The organism is Variovorax raffinosi (assembly GCF_051216615.1).
Classification (GTDB): Bacteria; Pseudomonadota; Gammaproteobacteria; order Burkholderiales; family Burkholderiaceae_C; genus Variovorax.
In genome coordinates, this window is the sequence record NZ_JBPJZR010000006.1 from 120,358 (window position 1) to 143,602 (window position 23,245).

Consider the following 23,245-nt stretch of genomic DNA (forward strand, 5'->3'; position numbering starts at 1 on the left):
CACCAATGCAAAAAGCCGCCAGAGCGGCGGCTTTTCTTGCACGACAGGCGCAGCTTATTTGGCTGCAGCCGTCGACTTGCTCGGCAGCTTTTCCTTGATACGTGCCGAGCGGCCGCTGCGTTCGCGCAGGTAGTACAGCTTGGCGCGGCGCACATCGCCACGACGCTTGACTTCGATGCCGGCGATCAGCGGGCTGTAGGTCTGGAACGTACGCTCCACGCCTTCGCCGCTGGAGATCTTGCGCACGGTGAAGCCGCTGTTGAGGCCACGGTTGCGCTTGGCGATCACGACGCCTTCGTAGGCCTGCACGCGCTTGCGGGTGCCTTCGACGACGCTCACGCTGACGATGACCGTGTCACCGGGCATGAAATTAGGAATGGTCTTGCCGAGACGGGCAATTTCTTCCTGCTCGAGGGTTTCAATGAGGTTCATGATTTCCTGATGTTCGATCGTGTCGGGCTACACAAAAGGCGCTGTTGGCATCCATCGCTTGAGCAACGAAAAGACCAGGCGCGGCCGGGCAGAGGATCGGGCAGCCGAAGATTATAGCTTTTTTTTGAGGGCAGCCTCATCGGCCTTGCCCAGAAGGCCGGCGGCACGGGCTGCATCGATCAGATCGGGGCGCCGCGCGGCCGTCATGGCCAGGCGCTGGTCGCGCCGCCAGCGTTCGATCTGCGCATGATGGCCCGAGAGCAGTGGCGCCGGAACGCCCTGCCCGTTCCATTGCTCGGGCCGTGTGTAGTGCGGGCAGTCGAGCAGGCCGTCGAGTGCGGGATTGAAACTGTCCTGCACGTGGCTGGCCTCGTCGCCAAGCACGCCGGGCTGCAGCCGGGCGACGGCATCGAGCAGCGCCATCGCGGCAATCTCGCCACCCGAGAGGACAAAGTCGCCAAGGCTGATCTGATGGGTGACGCGTGCATCGATGAAGCGCTGGTCGATGCCCTCATAGCGGCCGCAAACCAGTACCGCGCCTTCGCTGGCGGACCAGCGTTCGACCGCCTCATGGCGCAGCGCCTCGCCGATGGGGGAAAACAGCACGACGGGCGCCTGCGCGCCACGCGCGGCCAGGGCCGCGTCGAGACAGGCGGAGAGCGGCTCCGCCATCATCACCATGCCGGGGCCGCCGCCGAAGGGGCGATCGTCCACGCGCTTGTAGTTGCCCTGCGCGAAATCGCGAGGATTCCAGAGCACGACCTCGACCTGCTTCGACTCATAGGCGCGGCGCGTCACGCCGCTGGCCACGAAGGGCGCGAACAACTCGGGAAACAGGGTGAGGATGTCGAAGCGCATGCGCGCAAGACCCGAATCAGTATTCGGGTTGCCAGTCGACCGTGATCAGCCGGCCGGGCAGGTCGACCTTGTCGACGAAGACCGAGACGAAGGGCACCATGCGTTCGATGGCCTTGCCGTCTTCTTCGGCCGCCAGCACCAGCGTGGTCTGCGGGCCGGTGGCGAGCAACTCGCGCACGGTGCCGAGCGTCACGCCCTCGCGGTTGACGACCGACAGGCCGATCAGGTCGACCCAGTAGTACTCGTCGACGCTCGCCGTCGGGAAGCTCGAGCGTGGCACGAAGATGCGCGCGCCGCGCAGGGCCTCGGCCGCATTGCGGTCAGGCACGTCCTCGGACGAGGCGACGATGCTGTCGGAATGTTCTTTGGCTTCGCGGATCGCGAGCCGGAAAGCGGTGTTTGCAGCAGCTCCGGGAGCCTGCAGAAACCAGCGCTTGGAAGAAAAAAGCGCCTCGGGTTGGGCGCTGTGGGGCAGGACCTTGAACCAGCCCTTGATGCCCCATGCATCGGCGATGCGCCCTACCTCGATCGCATCCGCCGGCAATTCGGCGGCTTCGAGTGTGGGCAACATCGCCGTGCTGGACGGCTTAAGCCGCCGCCTTGGGCGCTGCGGCTGCAGCTTGCTTGATCAGGCGCAGGACCGTGGGCGAGGCTTGCGCGCCAACGCTCTTCCAGTAGGTCAGGCGGTCCTGGGCAATGCGGATGCTTTCTTCGTTTTCCTTGGCGGTCGGGTTGTAGAAACCCAGGCGCTCGATGAAACGGCCATCGCGGCGAACGCGCTTGTCCGACACGACGATGTTGAAGAACGGACGGCCTTTGGAGCCGCCGCGGGAGAGTCGAATGACGACCATGATTTATCCTTGGGTGGTCAGCGAGCCAATTGGATGAGAAAGAGGCCCGCTCACAATGTTCTTCCAGCGTCGAGACACGCGACATGGCCACCCGGCCAGCGACACGCTGAAAAGCCTGCGATTATAGCCCGCTCCGCGTTTTCTCCGAATATTCGGCTCCGGGCCGTCTCTTTCCGTCTCTTTTCTTCCACCGCATGACCCTCACCATCCGCCCCAGCCGCGACGCCGATGTCGCGGCCATCACGGCCATCTATGCCCACCATGTGCTGCACGGCACGGGCACTTTCGAGACCGAAGCGCCCTCCGCCACCGACATGGCGGCACGCCGCGCCGACGTGCTCGGCAAGAACCTGCCCTACCTGGTCGCGGAAGAAGACGGCGAGGTGCTGGGCTTTGCCTACTGCAACTGGTTCAAGCCGCGTCCGGCCTACCGTTTTTCGGCCGAAGACTCGATCTACATGTCGGAGTCAGCACGCGGCAAGGGTCTGGGTGCCAAGCTGTTGGCGTCGCTGTCGCAGGCCGCCGAGGCGGTCGGCGTTCGCAAGCTGATCGCGGTGATCGGCGACTCCGCCAACGCCGGCTCGGTCGGCGTGCACCGCAGCCAGGGCTTCACCCATGTGGGTGTACTCAAGGATTGCGGCTGGAAGTTCGGAGAATGGCGCGACGTGGTCCTGATGGAAAAAGTGCTCGGCGAAGGCAGCACAACAAAACCCGAATGAAAAACAAGACAACCGCAGCCTGGCTTTCTTTCCTCGGTGGCCCTTTGGGGCTGCACCGCTTCTACCTGCGCGGCATGGGCGACCTGCTGGGCTGGCTGCTGCCCATTCCCACGGCGCTGGGCATCTACGGCATCGAGCGCGTGCGCATGTATGGTGTGGACGACGGCCTGAGCTGGGCGTTGATCCCCATGCTGGGTTTCACCATCGCGGGCTGCGCGTTGATGGCCATCGTCTATGGCCTCATGACGCCCGAGAAGTGGAACGCCCGCTTCAACGCGAGCGCACCGACGGATGCCAAGCCAGGTCAGACGAACTGGTTCACCATCGGCGCCGTGGTGCTGTCACTCTTCTTCGGCAGCACGATCCTGATGGCCAGCATCGTGTTCAGCTTCCAGCGCTACTTCGAGCACCAGATCGAAGAAGGCCGGAAGATTTCGCAGTAGTCCTCAGAACAACTGCATGCTGACCCAGTAGGCGATCGCGGCAACGAAAGCCGAGGCAGGGATCGTGAAGATCCAAGCCCAGACAATGTTGCCCGCCACGCCCCAGCGCACCGCGCTCGCGCGCTGCGTGGAACCGACACCGACGATGGCGCCAGTGATGGTGTGGGTGGTCGACACCGGAATGCCCAGCGCCGTGGCCAGGAACAGCGTCAGCGCCCCGCCGGTCTCGGCGCAGAAGCCGCCCACGGGCTTGAGCTTGGTGATCTTCTGCCCCATCGTCTTCACGATGCGCCAGCCACCGAACATGGTGCCCAGGGCAATCGCGGTGTAGCAACTCACGATGACCCAGCTCGGCGGTGTCGCGTCGCTGGCGGATGCATAGCCGGTGGCGATCAACAGCATCCAGATGATGCCGATGGTCTTCTGCGCGTCGTTGCCGCCGTGGCCCAGGCTGTAGGCGCCGGCAGAAACCAGTTGCAGCCGCCGGAACCACCGGTCGACGCGCGAAGGCGTGGCACGCCGGAAGCCCCAGGCCACCGCAATCATCATCATCGAGCCCAGCAGGAAGCCCAGCAGCGGCGACACGAAGATGAATGCCACCGTCTTCCAGATGCCCGAAGCCACCAGCCCGCTGGTGCCCGTCTTGGCGATCACCGCGCCCACGATGCCGCCGATCAGCGCATGCGAAGAACTGCTCGGAATGCCGTAGTACCAGGTCACGAGGTTCCAGCTGATCGCGCCGATGAGCGCGCCGAACACCACGTGCACATCGACCACTCCGGGCTGGGCGATGCCTTTGCCCACCGTGGCCGCCACGCTCAGGTGAAAGACGAAGATCGCGATCAGGTTGAAGAACGCCGCGAACACCACGGCCTGCCCGGGCTTGAGCACGCCGGTGGAGACCACCGTCGCGATTGAGTTGGCGGCGTCGTGAAACCCGTTCATGAAGTCGAACAGGATCGCGAGCACGACCAGCACTATCACCACCCAGAGGGCGACCTGAACCGTTGCCATCGATCGCTACCCGCTCAGGAGTTCTCGAGGACGATGCCCTCGATCACATTGGCCACGTCTTCGCACTTGTCGGTGATCGTCTCGAGCAATTCGTAGATTGCCTTGAGCTTGATCACCTCGCGCACGTCGGGCTCCTCGCGGAACAGCTTGCTCATGGCGCTGCGCATCACGCGGTCGGCGTCCGACTCGAGGCGGTCGATTTCCTCGCAGGTCTTGAGCACCGCCTCGGCCACCGCAGGGTCGGCGATCTTGCCGAGGAACTTGACGGCGTCTTTCAGGCGATCGCAGCACTTCACGCTCAGGGCCGTGAGGCGCACGATTTCGTCGGTCATGTGGCGCACGTCGTACAGCGCCATGGTCTCGGCCGAGTCCTGAATGAGGTCGGCCACGTCGTCCATCGTGTTGATGAGCTTGTGGATCTGCTCGCGGTCGATGGGCGTGATGAAAGTCTTGTGGATCAGCCGGTTGACGTCGTGCGTCACGCGGTCGGCCGCGCGCTCGGCGTTGTCGACGTCGCGGTTGTACTGCTCGCGCAGGTGCACGTCGCTGTAGTTGGCGACCAGTTGCTCGAACGCCCTGGCCGCCTCCACGATGCGCTCGGCGTGCTGGTTGAACATCTCGAAGAAATTGCCCTCGCGGGGCAGCAGCTTGCCGAACATGGAAACTCCTGGGGGTGCGCCAATCACAATTTCATGACGCCTTCATGAAAAAACGGGCGAAGTTTAACGGGCGCGAGCGCCCAACCCGGCCCAACCGGCTTTTCGAGGCCACCAGAACGCCGGAAATTCAGATCGGCTGGCGCAATGCGAGCAGATGCCGGCCACCGCAAACGACGCCCATGTGGCGCGCCTCGATCAGCAGCGCGGCCGTCTAGACGATGCGCTTGACCACTTGGCCAGTGACGCGCGCCAGCGCCGCGCGCGGCACCTTGTCGGGCGCGATTTCGGCGAGCGGCTTCAGCACGAAGGCGCGCTCGCGCATGCGGGGATGCGGCAGGGTCAGCGTCGGGGTGTCGATCACCGAATTGCCGTGCATCAGCAGGTCGAGATCGAGCGTGCGCGGCGCGTTGGGGAAAGGCCGCTCGCGGCCGGCCTGCGTCTCCAGGCGCTGCAAGGCCACGAGAAACTGCTCGGCATCCAGGCCGGTGCGCACTGCAACCACGGCATTGATGAAATCGGGGCCTTCGGCATCCACCGGTTCGCTGCGATAGAGCGACGAACGGGCCGTCACCTGGGTTCGCTGCAGCGCGCCGATGGCGGCCATGGCGGCCTTCACGGACGCTTCGGCATCGCCCAGGTTGGCGCCGATGGCGACGAAGGCCTGCACGGTCGGGTAGTCCTCACGCGGACCACGCAGGCGACGCACTGGGGCACCCGCGGGCGCACGGCGTGCTGGCGGGCCGCTTCTGGCGCCTGCCGACGGCGGCTTGGCACCGCCCGCGCGCGGCGGTGCGGACTTCTTGGCCGGGGTCTTGGCTGCAGTCTTGGCTGCGGGGTTTTTCTTGCCGTCCTTCGGCTGGCCGGGCGCGCTCATTCGCCAGCGGCGCTCCCGCCGCCCTCACTGCTGCCGCCACCGCCGCCAGTGCGCGGCTTGTTGCGGCGGCGCCGGCGCTTGCGCGGCGCAGCAAACTCGCCATCGGGCGGTACGGCGCCGGCTTCGACTTCAACCTCGTCGTCCTGCCCGGCATCCTGGTCATCGCGGGTCTGCGGGCGCGCGGCCGGCTCATTGCGGGGCTTGGCCGGTGCGGGCGCGGGGTCACGCACGCGCACGCGCTGGCGCACCTTCTGCTCTTCGCGCACCTGCTCCAGCAGGTCCTGGCGGCGCAGATCGTCGGCGGTGCTGAACTCTTGCCACCACTCGGCAATCGCCTCGCTGACCTCGCCCACGTCGGCGCGCAGGCGCATGAAATCGAAGGCGGCGCGAAAACGCGCCTGCTCGACCAGGCTGTAGGGCGTGGAGCCGGTGCGCTTGTCGAAGCGCGGCTGCATCATCCAGATCTCGCGCATGTCGGCGGCAAGCTTGCCGCGGCCCGACACGTCGCCAATACGGGCATTGAACACGTCGTCGATGGCATCCTGCAGCGCCGGGAACGGCGCCTGCGGACGTTGGCCGCGCTGGCCTTCCTGGCGCTGGGCCCAGCCGTCGCGCACGTCGGCCCACAGCACGCAGGCCAGCAGGAAGCTCGGCGCCACGGGCTTGCCTTCGCCGACGCGGCGGTCGGTGTCCTGCAGGGCCGCCTTCACGAAGGGCTGGTCGGCACGCTCGACCACCACGTCCAGCAGCGGATAGATACCCTTGGCCAGCCCCAGCTTGTTCAGTTGCTCGACCGTGGCAATTGCATGGCCGGTCTGCAACAACTTGAGCATTTCGTCGAACAGGCGACTCTGCGGCACATCGGCCAGCAGCTTGCTCGACTCGATCAGCGGCGCTGCCGTCTTGGCTTCCATCTTGAAGCCCAGGGCCGCGAGCTTGGCCGAGAAGCGGATGGCGCGAATGATGCGCACCGGGTCTTCGCGGTAGCGCGTGGCCGGGTCGCCGATCATGCGCAACGTGAGCTTCTGGGCGTCCTTGATGCCGTTGTGATAGTCGACCACGACCTGGTTGGCCGGGTCGTAGTACATGGCGTTGACGGTGAAGTCGCGGCGCGCCGCGTCCTCTTCCTGCGGGCCCCAGACGTTGTCGCGCAGCACGCGGCCGCTGGCGTCCACGGCGTGCTTCATGCTGGCCAGCTCGCCCTTGCTGGTGCGCTCGTTGCCCGCCACCTGCTCGGCGGCGGCGTTGTCCATGTAGGCGCGGAAGGTCGAGACCTCGATCACCTCATGCTCGCGACCACGGCCATACACCACGTGCACGATGCGAAAGCGCCGCCCGATGATGAAGGCGCGGCGAAACAGCGACTTGACCTGCTCGGGCGTGGCGTTGGTGGCCACGTCGAAATCCTTGGGGCGCAGCCCCAGCAGCAGGTCGCGCACCGCGCCACCCACCACATAAGCCTCGTAGCCCGCCTGCTGCAGCGTGGTGACCACGTTCTTCGCGCGTTCGTCGACCAGGGCCGGATCGATCTTGTGAACCTCTGCCGGCACCTCCTGGCGCTTGCCGAAGCGGCTCTTGCCCTGTGTGCTGCCGGCGGTCTTGCCGAGCAGCTTGTCGATGAATTTCTTGATCATTGTTGGTTGAAAGCCTTGTTCGCTCTTTTATTCGTTCTCGAGCATGGAGCGGATCAGCGGAATGGTGATCGCGCGTTGCGTCTGCAAGGCATAGCCGTCGAGCTGCGTGAGCAGCTCCATCAGGCTGCCCAGATCGCGGCTGAAGCGGTGAAGCATGTAGTCGAGCACGTCGTCGGACAGCATCACGCCGCGCGCATCGGCCGCCTGGCGCAGCACCGCGCGGCGTTCGCTTTCGCTCAGTACCTGCAGATGGAAGACATGGCCCCAGCCGAGGCGGGTGCGCAGGTCTTCGCGCAGCGGCAGGTCGGCCGGCGGCAAGGCGCCCGCGCCCACCACGCCGCGCTGCAGGGTCTGGGCGTTGACGAACCAGTTGAAGGCCGCGTGCTGCTGCACCGCGGTGTAGAGGTGGACGTCGTCGAGCAGGACGGCGCCCCAGCGCTCGTCGAACTCGGGCGGCTCCAGCAGGCCGGCGTGGAGCCAGCCCACGCTGGCGCCCTGCTCGCGCAGTGCGACACGCACTGATTCGAGCAGATGGGTCTTGCCACTGCCGCTTTCGCCCCAAAGATAGGTCGGCACCGGCGAGTGCAGCACAGGGCTGCCGGCGCTGCCCGCCCACAGTTGCAGGTGGCTCAGCGCGGCCTCGTTGGGGCCGGCAAAAAAGGCGTCGAAGCTGGGGCCCGTCGCAATGCCGATATCGAGCGCGAGCTGTTTCATCCCGGGAAGGTTCATGGAGGGGGCCGCGAGGGCCCTTAAAATCGTGAGGAATTCTATCGGCCCGGCCGCCTCGGTTACCGGCGCCTCCCCTTCGCCCTCTGTTCGCCCCCTTCTCGACCTCGACCGCCCATGACTTCCCCCACGCCCACCCCGCTCAGCTACAAGGATGCCGGTGTCGATATCGATGCCGGCGACGCCCTGATCGACCGCATCAAGCCCCTTGCGAAGAAGACCCTGCGCGAAGGCGTGCTGGCCGGCATCGGCGGTTTCGGCGCCCTGTTCGAAGTGCCCAAGCGCTACAAGGAGCCGGTGCTGGTGAGCGGCACCGACGGCGTGGGCACCAAGCTCAAGCTGGCTTTCGAATGGAACATGCACGACACCGTCGGCATCGACCTCGTGGCCATGAGCGTCAACGACGTGCTGGTGCAGGGCGCCGAGCCCCTCTTCTTCCTCGATTACTTCGCCTGCGGCAAGCTGGACGTGGACACCGCTGCGGCAGTCATTGGCGGCATCGCCCGCGGCTGCGAGCTTTCGGGCTGCGCGCTGATCGGCGGCGAAACCGCCGAAATGCCTGGCATGTACCCGGCCGGCGAATACGACCTGGCGGGCTTTGCGGTCGGCGCGGTCGAAAAGTCGAAGATCCTCACGGGCCAGAACGTCAAGCCCGGCGACGTGGTGCTGGGCCTGGTCTCGGCCGGCGTGCATTCCAACGGCTTCAGCCTGGTGCGCAAGGTGATCGAGCGCGCGGGCGCCGACCTGCCCGCCACTCTCGACGGCAAGCCCTTCCGCGAAGCCGTGATGGAACCTACCCACCTGTACGTCAAGCCCGTGCTCGAAGCGCTGGCCAAGCACCCGATCAAGGCCCTGGCCCACATCACCGGTGGCGGCCTGCTCGAGAACATCCCGCGCGTGCTGCCCGAAGGCACGGCCGCCCACCTCAAGAAGGGCAGCTGGCCGCAGACCGAGCTGTTCGCCTGGCTGCAGAAGGTGGCTGGCATCGACGACATCGAGATGAACCGCACCTTCAACAACGGCATCGGCATGGTCGTGGTGATCGACGCGGCCGAAGCCGCCGCCTGTGCCGCCACCCTGCGTGCCGCCGGTGAAACGGTGCACGAAATCGGCGTGATCGCCGCGCGCGGCGAAGGCGCCGCGGTGGTCGTCGGCTGACCGCCGGCTGCTCCGTCCATTTTCCTGAGCAGAGCAAGCACCCGCACCCCGGATGGCAAAAAAGCCGCAACAACCCACCACGACAGCCGCTCCCACGGCTTCCACGTCCCGCATCCCCCGCGTGACGGCCTCCCGCGGCGTGATGATCGCCAGCTACCTGCTGATGCTGGCCACGCTGCTGCTGGTGATGTGGGAACACCTGTTGCCGGGCCTGCTGTGCGTCTGCATCGGCTTCCTTGCCACCCGTTGGTTCGCGCGCGTGCTGACCGGCGGCCTGCGGCGCATTCCGTCGTTCGGCACGCGTGCCGAGGGCTGGGCGGGCGTACTGGCCGTCATCCTGGTGTTGCTCGGCCCGATCGCGCTGGTCACGCTGCTGCTGTCGCAGGCCCGTGAATACATCGTCGACGCGCCCGACCAGTACCGCGAGCTGCTCGACTACACGGCCCGCACCATCCTCGAGTTGCGCTCCAAGCTGCCGGGAGAGATCGCGGCGTACCTGCCCGAAGGCGCCGCTGAAATCCAGCGCGTGATCGCCAACTACCTGCGCGCGCAGGCCGGTTCGCTGGCCATGGCGGGGCGTGCATGGCTGCACGGGCTGCTCTTTTCCTATGTAGGCCTGATCGTCGGCAGCCTGGCCGCAGTGGCACATGCGCCACTGCTGCGCAAGCCGCTGGCCGAACAACTGCACCAGCGCGTGGAAACCTTCGGCGAGGCCTTCGGCCAGATCGTGGCGGCCCAGTTCTGGATCGCGGCCTTCAACACGCTGCTCACGGCCATCTTCCTGCTGTTCATCATGCCGATGTGGGGTGCGCACCTGCCGTACACGCCGGCGCTCATCACGCTGACCTTCCTGGCCGGGCTGGTGCCGATCGTGGGCAACCTGGTGTGCAATTCGGTGATCACGCTGGTGGGCCTGTCGGTGTCGCCGGTCACGGCGCTGGCCTGCCTGATCTTCCTGATCGTGATCCACAAGGCCGAGTACGTGATCAACGCCAAGGTGGTGGGCGCGCGCACGCAAATGAGCGTGTGGGAGCTGCTGGCCGTGATGTTCGTGGCCGAGGCGGTGTTCGGGCCGGCCGGGCTGGTGGCTGCGCCGCTGTACTACGCGTACCTGAAGAAAGAGCTGCAGGCGGCGGCGCTGGTCTGAGGGCCCATGGCCGATCAGGCCATGTCCTGATCTGATCGGTTCTGGTCCGCTCCCGAGCGGACCATGGGCTGGTAACGCACAAGAATAGGCGGCATCATCCATTCCGCCCTTGTGAGCCACCGCCATGAAAACCTGTCTGATTGTGATTGACGCCCAGGCGTCGTTTCGCCAGCGCCCGTACTGGGACGAACGCCTGGCAGCCCCCTATTTCGCCGCGCAGAACGCGCTCATCACGGGCTGCGCCGCCGCCGGCACGCCGATCGTGCGGATCTTCCACGTCGACGAACCGGCCGACGCGAGCAATCCCTTCGCGGTCGAATCGGGCCACATCCGCCCCATCGAGGGCCTGGCCGATTTCGAGGCCTCGGCCACCTTCACCAAGCACCGCCACAGCGCGCTGGTCAACAGCGGGCTCGACATCTGGCTCACGCAGAACGGCATCGGCCGGCTGATCGTGAGCGGCATCCGCACCGAGCAGTGCTGCGAAACCACCACGCGCCACGCCTCGGACCTGGGCTGGGAGGTCGACTACGTGACCGATGCCACGCTGACCTTCGACATGACCCAGCCCGACGGTCAACCGCTGGCCGCCGCCGACATCAAGGCGCGCACCGCCACCGTGCTGCACGGCCGCTTCGCCACGGTCTGCACTGTGGCTCAGGCGCTGGAACGCGTCGGCGCGAAGGCCAGCGCATGAGCCTTCGCGTGCTGATCCTGGCCTACGACGGTGTCGAGGCACTGGACTTCGCCGGGCCGTTCGAGGTCTTCACCACCGCCAGCCGCGTCAGCCAGCGGATGCAGCCCGGCACGGCCGCGCCGTTCGAGGTGGCCTCGGTCGCGCAGGCATCGCCCGTGCAGGCGCGCGCCGGTCTTCGCCTGCTGGCCGATCACACGCTCGAAGACGGCCCGAAAGCCGACGTATTGATCGTTCCCGGCGGCGTGGTCGATGCGCCGATGGCCAGCCCCGACACCCTGCGCTGGATCGCGGAAAGCGCGGCCGGCGCGCAGCTCGTGGCATCGGTCTGCACCGGCGCCTTCCTGCTCGCGAAAAGCGGCGTGGTCATGCGCGAGGCGGTCACCACGCACTGGGAAGACATCACCGACCTGCGCGCGCAGTTTCCGCAACTCGATGTGCGCGAAGGCGTGCGCTGGGTCGACAGCGGCCGCATCGTCAGCTCGGCCGGCATCAGCGCGGGCATCGACATGAGCCTGCACCTGGTCGAGCGCCTGGCCGGACGCGAACTGGCCGAGCGCACCGCGCGCCAGATGGACTACGCATGGACCCACAACAACAGCAGCAACAGCAACAACCCATCCGCGTAGTCTTCGCGCTGCTGCCCGGCAGCCTCGTGCTCGACTGGTCCGGGCCCGCCGAGGCGCTGCGCATCGCCAACCAGCGGCTGCGCGCGATGGGCCAGCCCGAGCGTTTCGTGCTCGAATTCGCGAGCCCCCGGCCCACATCGCGCAGCTCGGTCGGCGTTGCGCTTACCGGGCTGGCGCCGCTGCCCACGCAATGGGACGGCCCGGCCTGGGTGGTGCTGGTCGGCCTGCCCGGAAACAGCATCGCCATCGACAACCCCGAGACGCAGGACCTGCTGCACTGGCTGCGCGGCCTGCGCTTCGAGCGCGGCCGGCTGGAGTTGGTGACGATCTGCGCCGGCGCCGTGCTGGCGGCGCACGCCGGCGCGCTCGCGGGGCGGCGCGCCACCACGCACCACCATCACCTGGGCGAATTGGGCATGGTGGAGCCGCGTTGCGACGTGGTGGCCAATCGCGTGTTCGTGATCGACCCACCGCTCTACAGCAGCGCGGGCGTGACGACCGGCATCGACCTCGTGCTGTACCGCATTGCCGAGATTTGCGGCGAAGCCCTCGCGGCCCAGGTGGCGCAGACCATGGTGGTGGCGTTGCGGCGCGGCCCGCACGATCCGGAGCTGTCGCCCTTTCTCGCCTACCGCAACCACTTGCATGCCGCGCTGCACCGCGTGCAGGACGCGGTCAGCGAACAGCCTCAGGCCGAGTGGAGCGTGCCGCGCATGGCGGAGGTGGCCCACACCTCGGCACGGCACCTCACGCGCCTGTTCGTCGAGCATGCGGGCGTGGCGCCGCTGGCTTATCTGCGCCGCCTGCGACTGGCGGCTGCACAACTCGCGCTGGCTTCGGGAGCGAACGTCACGCGTGCAGCGGAGTTGTCGGGCTTCGGGTCCGACACGCAGTTGCGTCGCGCGTGGCACCAGTTCGGTTTGCCGGGGTCACCGTCCGAGGCGAATGTGCCGCTGAAAACTTAGCGCCGCGTTCAACTCGCGTTTTGTTGACTGCTTGCGGTCGTTGAACACCTTCAGGGCGAGTGCGAATGACACCAGGTGCTCCCCTCCGCGAATGTCCCCCGCTTCGCTCCTCCTTTATTTCGCTGCGGGGAGCACCTGGTGCCATTCGCACATGGACACGCTCTGCGTTTGCGGCCGATCAACAAGTGCTCTGAGCGCTCGCGTCGATACGGGGCTCTTTTTCGCGAAATAAAGGAGGAGCGAAGCGGGGGACATTCGTGAAAAAGAGCACCGTGTCGGCGGGAGCGTCGCCCTGAACAGCAGCAGCGCCAAAAAACAAACAACGCACTCAGTGCCAAACCCCCACAGGCGCAGGACCAGGCACACGCAGCAGCTTGTCATCGCCGATCTCCAGCAACCGGTTCGCCGCATAGCTGTTCTGCGAATCCGGCTCCAGCGCAGCGCTGACCAATGGCGACAACGGCTGCGCCAGCGACACATAGAAGCTGCCCGGCGGCATCACCGCGCGGCCGGTACGTGGCCGCACGCGGAAGGCGCGGATCGCCTCGCCGTCTTCGATGGCGCCGCGCGCATCCTGGCGTTGGCCGTCGCTCTGCGACAGGATCTCGTAGCGCTCGATCTGCCACGGCGCCGCGCTGTCGATGCGCTCGACGCGCACACCCAGCAACTGCAACCGCTGCACGGCCACCGTTTCACTGGCTGCCAGCAGATAGCCGCACGGACGCGGGCGCGCATTGGCGATCTTCAGCGGCTCGGCCGCGCGCCATTCGACATCGACCGCCTTTTCTTCCCCGCTCTTCGCATCGAGAAAGTCCAGGCGCTGGCGCATCGTCGTCTGCCAGGCCTCGACCACGAGGTCGCCGTGGCAGGCGTCCGCCTTGGCCCGCTGGCCAGCCTGCGCGGTGAGCTGCATCAGCGCCGGCCCCTGGCGCGCCGCCGTCTCGATGACGGTGGTGGCGGCCACCACCTGCGTGTACACGCGACGGGCGAAATGCGCGCGGCCCAGCCCCACGCCGCGCACCTCCAGCAGCAGGCTCACAGCCTGATGCAGGCCGCTCACATTGCGGCCAGTGTCGGGCTGCACGCCGCCCATCGAGACGATGCGATCGCCGGTCTTTCCGCCAGAAGTGGTGTGGTACTTGAAGCCCTGCAGCCCCGCCTGTGTGAACGCAGCCTGGATGGCGTCGATGTAGTCGCGCTGCGCGCTCGCGGCAATGGCGGCGTCAAGGTTGCCCACGGTGGCGGGCTGCAGCAGGCCGTCGTACTTCATGACTGCGCCGAACTTGTCGATCCAGCGGCCGCCGACGGTGAACTCGTGCAGGTCGAGCACCACCTGCGGCCGAAAGCGCAAGGTGGCCGCCGCGATCAGGCGGGCTTCGGGCGTGCGCAGCAGCAGGTGGTCGCGGTTCACGTCGATGCCGTTGGCGGTGACGCGGGTGAAGTGCTCCGCGCCGTCGGGATTGCCGCGCGGCAGCAGCACGAGATTCACCTTCTGCAGCAGCGCCGCGCCCGGTCCGCTGGCGAACTGCTGCGCCAGAGCCAGCACCGCCTCGCCGCCGGCCGGCTCGTTGCCGTGTTGCTGGCCGATCACCATGACGGTGGGGCGCGTGGGATCGACGCGGCCCTGGTCGGCAAGCAGCACGAGCGGCATCTCGCGCCCCTGCTGCGACACGCCCAGGCGCTCGACGCGCACGTTCGGCGACTGGCGCGCCAGGTCATCGAGAAAAGCCAGCACCTCGGCGTGCGAGGCAAAGTCGGTGCGGCCGGCGCGAAAGCCCGGCGTGGCATAGCTCACCGGCGGATCGGGAAAGCGCGCAGCAATGGCCGACGGCTCGACCCACACCTTGGAGGGATCGAACTGGGCTTGGGCCGATGCGGCCGACAACAAGGTCAGGCCAAAGACGCACAGGAAATGGAGATGAGAGAGACGGCGCATGGCGCGCATTTTCCTCTCGCGCGGGCTGTTGCGGCTTCAGCAGGCGTTCAGTTCAGGGTGCATGCCCGTGCGCGCGCCAGCAGCAACGCCCGTTCGCGCGTGTTGCGGGTAAGCGAAGCCGCGCGGTCGAATTCCTTGCGTGCCTCGTCGAGCCGACCGAGCTTGAAAAGCAGGTCGCCGCGCACGGTCGGCAGCAGGTGATAGCCGCGCAAAGCAGGCTCGCCCATGAGCGACTCCACCACCTCCAGCCCGGCGGCCGGTCCGAAGGCCATCGACAGCGCGACCGCGCGGTTGAGTTCGACGATGGGCGACGGCGACAACTCGGCCAGCGCGTCGTAGAGCGCTGCGATGCGCGGCCAGTCGGTTTCGCCGGCGGTTCGCGCGCGGCCGTGGCAGGCGGCGATGGCCGCCTGCAGCGCATAAGGGCCGAAGGCGCCGCCCAGCGATTCGGCGCGCGCAAGCGCCGCGAGGCCGCGGCGGATCAGCATCTGGTCCCAGCGCGCCCGGTTCTGTTCGAGCAGCAGCACCGGCTCGCCCGAGGCACCGACGCGCGCAGCCGTGCGGGAGGCCTGAATTTCCATCAACGCCACGAGACCGTGCACCTCGGCTTCACCGGGCACCAGCTCGGCCACGATGCGGCCCAGGCGCATCGCTTCGTCGCACAGCGTCGGGCGCATCCAGTCTTCGCCGGTGGTGGCTGCATAGCCTTCGTTGAAGATCAGGTAGAGCACTTCGAGCACCGAGGCGAGCCGCGCTTCAAGCTCATGCCGGCGCGGCACCTCGAAGGGCACGCGCGCCTCGGCCAGCGTGCGCTTGGCGCGCACGATGCGTTGCGCCACCGTGGCTTCGGGCACGAGGAAGGCGCGGGCGATCTCGTCGGTGGTCAGGCCGCCCATCAGCCGCAGCGTGAGCGCCACGCGCGCCTCGGTCGACAGCACCGGGTGGCAGGCGGTGAAGACAAGGCGCAGCAGGTCGTCGCCGATGTCGTCGTCGAGGGCGGTGTCGACCGCTTCGGCGAAATCGGCTTGCGCCATTTCGTGCCGTGCGTCGAGCTCGCGGCCGATCTCGGGCGCCTTGCGATCGGCCAGTTGGCCATGGCGCAGGCGGTCGAGGGCGCGGTGCTTGGCCACTTGGGTGAGCCAGGCGGCGGGGTTGTCGGGCACGCCGGCTTCGGGCCATTGTTCGAGCGCACAGACCAGCGCGTCCTGCGCCAGCTCTTCGGCCAGGCCCACGTCGCGCACCATGCGCGCGACCGTGGCGATGATCTTCGCGGACTCGATCCGCCAGACCGCCTCGATCGCGCGATGGATGGCGCCGGCGTCGCTCGTCGCCACGCTGCTCAGTCCTTCTTTCTCTGGCCTTCGGGCACGGTCTGCATCGAGGGGAAGGTGCCGGCCACGGCCTGCAGGTCGGGCGAGAAGTCTTCAAGCTCCTGCACCTGGCGCACCTCGATGACTTCGTTCTCGCCACCGGGGCAGCGCGCGGCCCATTCGATGGCTTCGGCGCGCGAGGCCACGTCGATGATCCAGAACCCGCCGAGCACTTCCTTGGCTTCGGCAAATGGCCCATCCACGATCTTCGGCTTGCGGCCCTTGAAGCTCACGCGCGCGCCCATCGAGGGCGGATGCAGGCCGTCGCAGCTGATCAGCACGCCGGCTTTCTGCAGGGACTCGTTGTAGGCCATCATCGCGGTCATTGCCTCGAGGTCTTCGGGCATGGTGCCGGGCGCGGCGGTTTCGTAGCCGTGGGGAATCATCAGCAGCATGAATCGCATGGCAATGTCTCCTTGCGTGCTGCGAAGCTCAGCGGCCGGCCTTGGCGGCGGACTCGGCCCGCAGGCGCTCTTCCTGCGCCAGCAGTTCGGGCGTCATCGATTCGCCGAAGTCGGTGGCCTCGAACACCTGGCGGATCTCGATCTCGCCTTCCTGGAAGGGGCTGCGCTTGATCCACTCGATGGCTTCTTCCTTCGACTTGACCTGCAGCAGCCAGAAGCCGGCGAGCAACTCCTTGGTTTCGGTGAACGGACCGTCGATGACGGTGCGCTTGAGGCCTTCGCAGCGCACGCGCGCGCCCCTGGAACTCGGATGCAGGCCTTCGCCCGCCAGCAGCACGCCGGCCTTGACCAGTTCCTCGTTGAACTTGCCCATCTCGGTGAGGATCTCGGTGCTGGGCATGACGCCTGCTTCGGAATCCTTGTTGGCCTTGACCAGAATCATGAATCGCATGGTGTTTCTCCTGAAGGTGGATGAGGGTTGGGAGACGCTGAAAACTGCGTGCTCCTGTTCACACGTCGGGCGAGCGGGAGGCGGATCGACATGATCACGCCGATCCGCTTGTAATTCCGTGTTTCAGAACCTCAGTCGCGCTCAGGGCAGATAGCCGCAGAAGCGCAGCACGTGCCCGTCCGGCTCGCGGATCGCGAATTCGCGCAGGCCCCAGGGCTGGGAGACCGGTGGCTCGATCACGGTCACGCCGCGCGTTACGTAAGCGGCGTGCAGGCCGTCGATGTCCTTGCCCACGTGGATCACGATCTCGCCGCGCCAGGGCACGGCTTCGCGGGAGTTGCACTGCCAAAGACGCAGATAGACCGGGTCGCCGTAGCTGCGGTCGCCCTTCTTCACGCGGGCGTAGCTGGGCGGCTCGCCGGCAATGAAATCGAGCTCGAAACCCAGCACGTCGCGAAACCAGCGCGCGGCGCGCGCGACGTCCGACACCGGGAGCACCGGCTGCACGCCGTGGAATTCATGCCGGGTGCCGAGGTCGGGTGCCGGGCTCACACCGGCCTTGGTGTCCATCAGTTGGCCGTTCGGCGCAGGATGGCGACGCGCTCGGCGATCACGTCGATGTCGAGTGCGTCCTCGGCGTTCGACAGGTAGGTTTCCAGGTCGCGCACCGCGAGCGGGTTGTTGCCCTGCTCCGCATGCGCGACGCCGCGGTCGCGGTACTCGCCCCAGGCGCCAGGCAGCAGCGCGATCAGGCGGTCCTGCACGGCAATCACGCGCTGCCAGTCTTCCTGCGCGTGGTGCACTTCCTTCAGGTTGCGCAGCATGCGGGCGATGATCTCGCGTGAACTGGCGGGCTGCAGGTACAAGCCCAGCGGCACGTCGAAATCGCCGACCAGGCCGTTGCTGCGCTTGTAAGGCTCCAGCCGCTCGCCCAGCTCTTCGCGCGACAGCGACTTGCCGGTGAAGGGGTCGATCACGACCTGCCCCTTGGGCAAGGTGACCTTGAGCATGAAATGGCCCGGGAAACCGATGCCCCGCGCCTGCAGGCCGAGGCCCTGCGCCAGCTCCATCCACAGCACCGCCAGCGAGATCGGAATGCCACGGCGGGTGCGCAGCACGGCGTTCAGGTAGCTGTTGTCGGGGTCGTAGTAGTCGTTGACGTTGCCGCCGAAGTTCAGGTCGTTGAAGAAGAACTGGTTGAGCGCGCGCAGCCGGGCCAGCGGTGCGGCATCGGCCGGCAGGCGGCGCTTCAGGCGTGCCAGGAGCTGGTCGACGTCGCCGAGCACCTGCTGCACGTCGAGTTCGGGGTATTCGTCCTGCGCGAGGCTGGCGGCGGCTTCGAGCAAGGGGAACTGCTCGTCGCTGCGAACCAGTGACTCGAAGTATTCCAGTGCGGTAGGAACCTGAAAGCTGAACGTCATGTGTCTTTGTAGAGGAGCCCGCCGGGAGCGTCAAGGCCGTGTTTTCCGGCTCGCCAAGGCCTTAGCGGCGCATGAAACTGCGAGGTCGCACGCCAACGGCTGCCAGCACGGCGAAATAGAGCAGTGCCGAGCCGGCGATGAGTGCGGCGAGCAGGCCGATGCGGTACAGCTTCTGCTCCCGCAGGCCGATCCAGTCGAAGTGGTGCGAGCCCCACGCCAGCAGCGCCGCCAGCACCAGCACGCCGGCCAGCACCTGCAGCGCGAACTTGCCCCAGCCGGGCTCGGGTTTGTAACTGCCGCGCCGGATCAGGCCGACCAGCAGCCAGGTCGCGTTGACCAGCGCGCCGATGGCGATGGTCAGGGTGAGCGCCGCATGCTGCAGCACCGGCACCAGAAAGAAGTTGAGGACCTGGGTAAAGATGAGTACGCCCACGGCAATCAGCATCGGCGTGCGCGTGTCCTGCTTGGCGTAGTAGCCGGGGGCCAGCACCTTGACGGCCACAAGGCCGATCAGGCCGACGCCGTAGCCTGTCAGTGCCAGCGCGGTGCGCCGCACGGCGTCGTCGGGATAGGCGCCGTTGTGGAACAGCACGGCCACCAGCGGCTGCGCGAAAAGCAGCAGTGCGACAGCGCACGGCGCCGAGAGCAGCACCACGAGGCGCAGGCCCCAGTCCAGCAGCGACGAATAGCGGGCGTCGTCCTTGGCGGCGCGGGCGCCAGCCAGTTGGGGCATCAGCACCACGCCCAGCGCCACACCCAGCATGGCGGTCGGAAATTCCATCAGGCGGTCGGCGTTGGTCACCCAGGTCACGCTGCCCGTCGCGAGGTGCGAGGCGATCTGCGTGTTGATGAGCAGCGAGATCTGCGCCACGCTCACGCCCAGCAAGGCGGGCAGCATGAGCTTCATCACCTTGCGCGTGGTGGGATCGTTCCAGGCGGCGCCCAGCGCCTTGAAGCTCGCGCCGATGCGCGGCATCAGGCCCAGCGCGCGCAGCGCCGGAATCTGCAGGCCCAGTTGCAGCACGCCGCCGAGCAGCACGCCCACGCATTGCGCATAGATCGGCTCGATGCCGTACCTGCGAAACAGCGGCGCACCGATCACGATCGACAGGATCAGCGCGATGTTCAGCAGCACCGGCGACGCCGCCGGCACCGCGAACTTGCGCCACGTATTGAGAATGCCGCCCGCCAGCGCCACCAGCGACATGAAGCCGATGTACGGGAACATCCAGCGCGTCATGACGACGGCCGAATCGAAACCCGCCAGCCCGCTGGCCATGGCCCAGACCATCAGCGGCGCCGCCACCACGCCCACCACGCAGACCACCACCAGCGTCCAGGTCAGCAGCGTGGCGACGTGGTCGATCAGTTGCCGGGCGCCCTCTTCGCCGGCTTCCGTCTTGCGCCCGGCCAGCACCGGCACGAAAGCCTGGCTGAAGGCGCCTTCGCCGAAGACCCGCCGGAACAGGTTCGGGATGCGGAATGCGACGTTGAAGGCGTCCGTGAGCGCGCTGACGCCGAAAACCGAGGCGAAGAGCACGTCGCGTACAAGGCCCGTGATCCGCGATGCGAGGGTCAGCAGGGAGACGGTGGAGGCGGATTTGAGCAGGGACACGGGGGCGAGTGTAGGGCCCGCAAAGGCCGCCAAAAGGCGCAATTCGGCGGAAATGGCAACCCGGCCTATAATGGAGGGCTTTGCTGCATCATCCTCAGACACCTAAGGAACTAAATCATGGCATCCGCCAAGCCCAAGAAAAAGAACCCGCGCCTCGCCTCCGGCCGTAAGCGCGTCCGCCAGGACACCAAGCTCAACGCTGCGAACACCTCGCTGCGCTCCAAATACCGTACCGCTGTCAAGAACGTCGAAAAGGCTGTTCTGGCTGGCGACAAGACCAAGGCAAGCGAACTGTTCGCGAAGGCCCAGAGCATCGTCGACACCGTCGCCGACAAGGGCATCTTCCACAAGAACAAGGCAGCCCGTGACAAGAGCCGCCTGTCGGCCAAGGTCAAGGCCCTCGCCCTCGCGCCTGAAAAGGCCGTCGCCGCCTGACACCTGTCAGGCAAGCCCGGGCCGGAATTCTCCGGTCCGCCGTTTGATCGGGGTGCGCTGCAGCAAAGTGTAAAAAACCGCCTTCGGGCGGTTTTTTCATGGGCGATCGGTTTGGGGTGGCTCGACGGGAATCACCGGTGCGGCGGGGTCCGACCGCACCACGGCCGCCACCGGGGTCTGCGCGGCCCTGGGCACGGCCGGTGCGGGCGGCGCCGGAGACACCTCGGACACCTGCAGGTCGTTGTCTTTTGCGAAGTTGACGCAGAAGTCCCATGCCATGGGCTCGAGGTCACGCAGGTCGCGGTTCACGATCACGCACTTGACCCCGTTGATGCTGGTCGGTACGCACCATGGCGAGTAGCTCAGGTAGCTGCCCGGAAAGGCGCCGCCGGGACGGAAGGAGCTCATGACACCGGCAAGCCGCTCGGCCCAGTCGCTGGGGCGGAAAGTCCGGCCATCACGGGTGATGCCCTGGATGAAGATTTCTTTGGCAGTGGGGGAAATCATCGTTGAATGAGGCGCCCGGAGCAGGTGCTGCGGTGCAGCAAGCGATTCTATCCGCGCCACTTTTTGCATCCTGAACATGGGGCATTGCTGTAATGCGGAATCCTCAACGAAGCCGTCAAATCGCACGCCTAGAATCCGCGTTCCCTATCTGGAGAACCCGAATGAGCGCCACTGCCCAGCCCACCTCGCCCCACGTCATGAACACCTACGGTCGCCTGCCGATCGCGCTGTCGCACGGCCAGGGCTGCCGAGTCTGGGACACCACGGGCAAGGCCTACATCGACGGCCTGGGCGGCATCGCCGTCAACACGCTGGGCCACAACCACCCCGAGCTGGTGCCCGCGCTGCAGGACCAGCTGACCAAGCTGATCCACAGCTCCAACTACTACCACGTGACCGGCCAGGAACAGCTCGCCACCAAGCTGACCGAGATCTCGGGCCTGACCAACGCGTTTTTCTGCTGCACCGGCCTGGAAGCCAACGAAGCCGCCCTGAAGCTGGCCCGCAAGTACGGCCATGACAAGGGCATCGAGCGCCCCGAGATCGTGGTCTATGAAGCCGCCTTCCACGGTCGCAGCATCGCCACCCTGTCGGCCACCGGCAACCCCAAGGTGCAGGCCGGCTTCGGCCCGCTGGTCGAGGGCTTCATCCGCGTGCCGCTGAACGACATCGAGGCCCTGAAGAAGGCCACCGAAGGCAACCCGAACGTGGTCGCCGTGTTCTTCGAGACCATCCAGGGCGAAGGCGGCATCAACCCGATGCGCGTGGACTACCTCAAGCAAGTGCGCCAGCTCTGCGACGAGCGCGACTGGCTCATGATGATCGACGAAGTGCAGTGCGGCATGGGCCGCACCGGCAAGTGGTTTGCCCATCAGTGGGCCGGCATCAAGCCTGACGTGATGCCCCTGGCCAAGGGCCTGGGCTCGGGCGTGCCGATCGGCGCCGTGGTGGCCGGCCCCAAGGCCGCCAACATTTTCGGGCCGGGCAACCACGGCACCACCTTCGGCGGCAATCCGCTCGCGATGCGCGCCGGTGTCGAGACCATCCGCATCATGGAAGAGCACAAGCTGCTCGAGAACGCCGCCACCGTGGGCGCGCACCTGAAGGCCGCGCTGGAGCGCGAAATCGGCGGCCTGCCCGGCGTGAAGGAAATCCGCGGCCAGGGCCTGATGCTGGGCATCGAGCTCGACCGTCCCTGCGGCGTGATCCTGAACCGCGCCTGCGACGCCGGCCTGCTGCTGAGCGTGACGGCCGACAAGGTGATCCGCCTCGTGCCGCCGCTCATCCTGAGCATTGCCGAGGCCGACGAGATCGTCGCCATCCTCGCGCCCATCGTCAAAGCCTTCCTGTCGGAGCCTGCCGCGCAATGACGACCGCCACGACACCCGCAGCCATTCGCCACTACCTGCAGTTCGCCGACCTCACGGCGGACGAGTACGTCTACCTCTTCGATCGCATGGCGATCATCAAGAAGAAGTTCAAGACCTACGAAAAGCACCAGCCGCTGGTCGACCGCACGCTGGCCATGATCTTCGAGAAGGCCAGCACGCGCACCCGCGTGAGCTTCGAGGCCGGCATGTACCAGCTCGGCGGCAGCGTGGTCCACCTGACCACCGGCGACAGCCAACTGGGCCGCGCAGAGCCCATCGAGGACAGCGCTAAGGTCATCAGCCGCATGGTCGACATCGTGATGATCCGCACCTACGAGCAGACCAAGATCGACGCCTTCGCGGCGCACTCGCGCGTGCCGGTCATCAACGGCCTGACCAACGAGTTCCACCCCTGCCAGATCCTGGCGGACATCTTCACGTACATCGAGCACCGCGGCTCCATCCAGGGCAAGACGGTGGCGTGGGTGGGCGACGGCAACAACATGGCCAACACCTGGCTGCAGGCGGCCGAGATCCTGGGCTTCACGGTGCACGTGAGCACGCCCAGCGGCTACGAGGTCGACCAGTCGATCGCCGGCATCCGCTCGGGCGACAGCTACAAGGTCTTCAAGGACCCGATGGAAGCCTGCCGCGGCGCCGACCTGGTCACCACCGACGTCTGGACCAGCATGGGCTACGAAGCCGAGAACGAGGCGCGCCGCAAGGCCTTTGCCGACTGGTGCGTCGACGAGGACATGATGCGCATCGCCCAGCCCGGCGCGCTCTTCATGCACTGCCTGCCCGCCCACCGTGGCGAGGAAGTGCAGGCCGAAGTCATCGACGGCCCGCAGTCGGTGGTGTGGGACGAGGCCGAGAACCGGCTGCACGCCCAGAAGGCGCTGATGGAGTTCCTGCTCCTGGGCAGGCTCTGAT

The 23,245-nt window shown here is 66.8% G+C and carries 27 protein-coding genes; 10 read left to right on the forward strand and 17 right to left on the reverse strand.

Going from position 1 to position 23,245, the window contains the following annotated elements; translation table 11 throughout:
• Positions 1–54: 54 nt before the first annotated feature.
• The 4 genes from rplS to rpsP all read right to left on the reverse strand — a co-directional run bounded on the left by rplS (position 55) and on the right by rpsP (position 2,141).
• Positions 55–432: a 50S ribosomal protein L19 gene (rplS, locus tag ACSFB7_RS19205; RefSeq protein ID WP_187108423.1), complete on the reverse strand. Its 378-nt coding sequence runs from the start codon at positions 430–432 to the stop codon at positions 55–57.
• Between the two features lie 111 nt (positions 433–543).
• Positions 544–1,290, reverse strand: a complete 747-nt coding sequence (gene trmD, locus ACSFB7_RS19210) for a tRNA (guanosine(37)-N1)-methyltransferase TrmD (protein WP_435472912.1) — start codon at positions 1,288–1,290, stop codon at positions 544–546.
• Between the two features lie 16 nt (positions 1,291–1,306).
• Entirely contained in the window at positions 1,307–1,861 is a 555-nt protein-coding gene (gene rimM, locus ACSFB7_RS19215) for a ribosome maturation factor RimM (RefSeq protein WP_435472914.1), read from the reverse strand.
• A gap of 16 nt (positions 1,862–1,877) precedes the next feature.
• A complete protein-coding gene (rpsP, locus tag ACSFB7_RS19220; protein WP_013540078.1) occupies positions 1,878–2,141 on the reverse strand; it encodes a 30S ribosomal protein S16 in 264 nt (87 codons plus the stop codon).
• A 194-nt stretch (positions 2,142–2,335) separates the two neighbouring features.
• On the opposite strand from rpsP, the gene ACSFB7_RS19225 reads away from it, so the two are divergent.
• A complete protein-coding gene (locus ACSFB7_RS19225) occupies positions 2,336–2,860 on the forward strand; it encodes a GNAT family N-acetyltransferase (RefSeq protein WP_435472917.1) in 525 nt (174 codons plus the stop codon).
• Positions 2,857–3,303, forward strand: a complete 447-nt coding sequence (locus ACSFB7_RS19230; RefSeq protein ID WP_435472919.1) for a TM2 domain-containing protein — start codon at positions 2,857–2,859, stop codon at positions 3,301–3,303. Before ACSFB7_RS19225 ends, ACSFB7_RS19230 begins: the two co-directional genes overlap by 4 nt.
• A gap of 3 nt (positions 3,304–3,306) precedes the next feature.
• Here ACSFB7_RS19230 and ACSFB7_RS19235 read toward each other — a convergent pair whose 3' ends face one another.
• The 5 genes from ACSFB7_RS19235 to hda form a co-directional block, all read right to left on the reverse strand.
• A complete protein-coding gene (locus ACSFB7_RS19235; RefSeq protein ID WP_435472921.1) occupies positions 3,307–4,317 on the reverse strand; it encodes an inorganic phosphate transporter in 1,011 nt (336 codons plus the stop codon).
• Between the two features lie 14 nt (positions 4,318–4,331).
• On the reverse strand, positions 4,332–4,976 hold the full coding sequence (locus ACSFB7_RS19240) for a DUF47 domain-containing protein (RefSeq protein ID WP_124463399.1): 645 nt from the start codon (positions 4,974–4,976) through the stop codon (positions 4,332–4,334).
• Positions 4,977–5,187: 211 nt separating this feature from the next.
• Complete coding sequence (gene folK / locus ACSFB7_RS19245) at positions 5,188–5,850, reverse strand: 2-amino-4-hydroxy-6-hydroxymethyldihydropteridine diphosphokinase (RefSeq protein WP_435472924.1); 663 nt, start codon at positions 5,848–5,850, stop codon at positions 5,188–5,190.
• Positions 5,847–7,484, reverse strand: coding sequence for a polynucleotide adenylyltransferase PcnB (gene pcnB, locus ACSFB7_RS19250; RefSeq protein ID WP_435472926.1), 1,638 nt, complete (start codon positions 7,482–7,484; stop codon positions 5,847–5,849). The genes folK and pcnB overlap by 4 nt, the downstream gene beginning before the upstream one ends.
• A gap of 27 nt (positions 7,485–7,511) precedes the next feature.
• On the reverse strand, positions 7,512–8,198 hold the full coding sequence (gene hda, locus ACSFB7_RS19255) for a DnaA regulatory inactivator Hda (protein ID WP_256327128.1): 687 nt from the start codon (positions 8,196–8,198) through the stop codon (positions 7,512–7,514).
• A gap of 129 nt (positions 8,199–8,327) precedes the next feature.
• On the opposite strand from hda, the gene purM reads away from it, so the two are divergent.
• From purM to ACSFB7_RS19280, 5 genes are all read left to right on the forward strand, one after another.
• Entirely contained in the window at positions 8,328–9,368 is a 1,041-nt protein-coding gene (purM, locus tag ACSFB7_RS19260) for a phosphoribosylformylglycinamidine cyclo-ligase (RefSeq protein WP_435472928.1), read from the forward strand.
• A 52-nt stretch (positions 9,369–9,420) separates the two neighbouring features.
• Positions 9,421–10,515 carry an AI-2E family transporter gene (locus ACSFB7_RS19265; protein WP_435472930.1) on the forward strand — a complete coding sequence of 365 codons (1,095 nt, stop codon included), beginning with the start codon at positions 9,421–9,423 and terminating at the stop codon, positions 10,513–10,515.
• A 124-nt stretch (positions 10,516–10,639) separates the two neighbouring features.
• A complete protein-coding gene (locus tag ACSFB7_RS19270; protein WP_435472932.1) occupies positions 10,640–11,212 on the forward strand; it encodes a cysteine hydrolase family protein in 573 nt (190 codons plus the stop codon).
• Entirely contained in the window at positions 11,209–11,838 is a 630-nt protein-coding gene (locus ACSFB7_RS19275) for a DJ-1/PfpI family protein (RefSeq protein ID WP_435472934.1), read from the forward strand. The genes ACSFB7_RS19270 and ACSFB7_RS19275 overlap by 4 nt, the downstream gene beginning before the upstream one ends.
• Positions 11,793–12,803 carry a GlxA family transcriptional regulator gene (locus ACSFB7_RS19280; protein ID WP_435472936.1) on the forward strand — a complete coding sequence of 337 codons (1,011 nt, stop codon included), beginning with the start codon at positions 11,793–11,795 and terminating at the stop codon, positions 12,801–12,803. Before ACSFB7_RS19275 ends, ACSFB7_RS19280 begins: the two co-directional genes overlap by 46 nt.
• 328 nt (positions 12,804–13,131) lie before the next feature.
• Here the strand turns inward: ACSFB7_RS19280 and ACSFB7_RS19285 are convergent, their stop codons facing one another.
• The 7 genes from ACSFB7_RS19285 to murJ form a co-directional block, all read right to left on the reverse strand.
• Positions 13,132–14,739 (reverse strand): M14 family metallopeptidase, encoded by a 1,608-nt coding sequence (locus ACSFB7_RS19285; protein WP_435472938.1) that lies wholly within the window; start codon positions 14,737–14,739, stop codon positions 13,132–13,134.
• Positions 14,740–14,786: 47 nt separating this feature from the next.
• A complete protein-coding gene (locus ACSFB7_RS19290) occupies positions 14,787–16,073 on the reverse strand; it encodes an RNA polymerase sigma factor (RefSeq protein ID WP_435472940.1) in 1,287 nt (428 codons plus the stop codon).
• A 5-nt stretch (positions 16,074–16,078) separates the two neighbouring features.
• The gene (locus ACSFB7_RS19295) at positions 16,079–16,513 is read right to left on the reverse strand and encodes a YciI family protein (protein ID WP_435472942.1); all 435 of its coding nucleotides are present in this window, start codon (positions 16,511–16,513) and stop codon (positions 16,079–16,081) included.
• Between the two features lie 28 nt (positions 16,514–16,541).
• A complete protein-coding gene (locus tag ACSFB7_RS19300; protein ID WP_435472944.1) occupies positions 16,542–16,964 on the reverse strand; it encodes a YciI family protein in 423 nt (140 codons plus the stop codon).
• Positions 16,965–17,105: 141 nt separating this feature from the next.
• Positions 17,106–17,534 carry a bleomycin resistance protein gene (locus ACSFB7_RS19305; protein ID WP_435472946.1) on the reverse strand — a complete coding sequence of 143 codons (429 nt, stop codon included), beginning with the start codon at positions 17,532–17,534 and terminating at the stop codon, positions 17,106–17,108.
• Positions 17,534–18,385: a SirB1 family protein gene (locus ACSFB7_RS19310; protein WP_435472948.1), complete on the reverse strand. Its 852-nt coding sequence runs from the start codon at positions 18,383–18,385 to the stop codon at positions 17,534–17,536. Before ACSFB7_RS19310 ends, ACSFB7_RS19305 begins: the two co-directional genes overlap by 1 nt.
• A gap of 61 nt (positions 18,386–18,446) precedes the next feature.
• On the reverse strand, positions 18,447–20,000 hold the full coding sequence (murJ, locus tag ACSFB7_RS19315) for a murein biosynthesis integral membrane protein MurJ (protein ID WP_435472950.1): 1,554 nt from the start codon (positions 19,998–20,000) through the stop codon (positions 18,447–18,449).
• A gap of 117 nt (positions 20,001–20,117) precedes the next feature.
• Between murJ and rpsT the strand changes: the two genes are divergently transcribed.
• On the forward strand, positions 20,118–20,435 hold the full coding sequence (gene rpsT / locus ACSFB7_RS19320; protein WP_187108402.1) for a 30S ribosomal protein S20: 318 nt from the start codon (positions 20,118–20,120) through the stop codon (positions 20,433–20,435).
• Between the two features lie 96 nt (positions 20,436–20,531).
• Here the strand turns inward: rpsT and ACSFB7_RS19325 are convergent, their stop codons facing one another.
• Positions 20,532–20,942, reverse strand: a complete 411-nt coding sequence (locus tag ACSFB7_RS19325; protein WP_435472953.1) for a DUF3579 domain-containing protein — start codon at positions 20,940–20,942, stop codon at positions 20,532–20,534.
• A 161-nt stretch (positions 20,943–21,103) separates the two neighbouring features.
• On the opposite strand from ACSFB7_RS19325, the gene ACSFB7_RS19330 reads away from it, so the two are divergent.
• The gene (locus tag ACSFB7_RS19330) at positions 21,104–22,312 is read left to right on the forward strand and encodes an aspartate aminotransferase family protein (protein WP_435472955.1); all 1,209 of its coding nucleotides are present in this window, start codon (positions 21,104–21,106) and stop codon (positions 22,310–22,312) included.
• Complete coding sequence (gene argF, locus ACSFB7_RS19335) at positions 22,309–23,244, forward strand: ornithine carbamoyltransferase (RefSeq protein ID WP_435472957.1); 936 nt, start codon at positions 22,309–22,311, stop codon at positions 23,242–23,244. The genes ACSFB7_RS19330 and argF overlap by 4 nt, the downstream gene beginning before the upstream one ends.
• Position 23,245 lies beyond the last annotated feature (1 nt).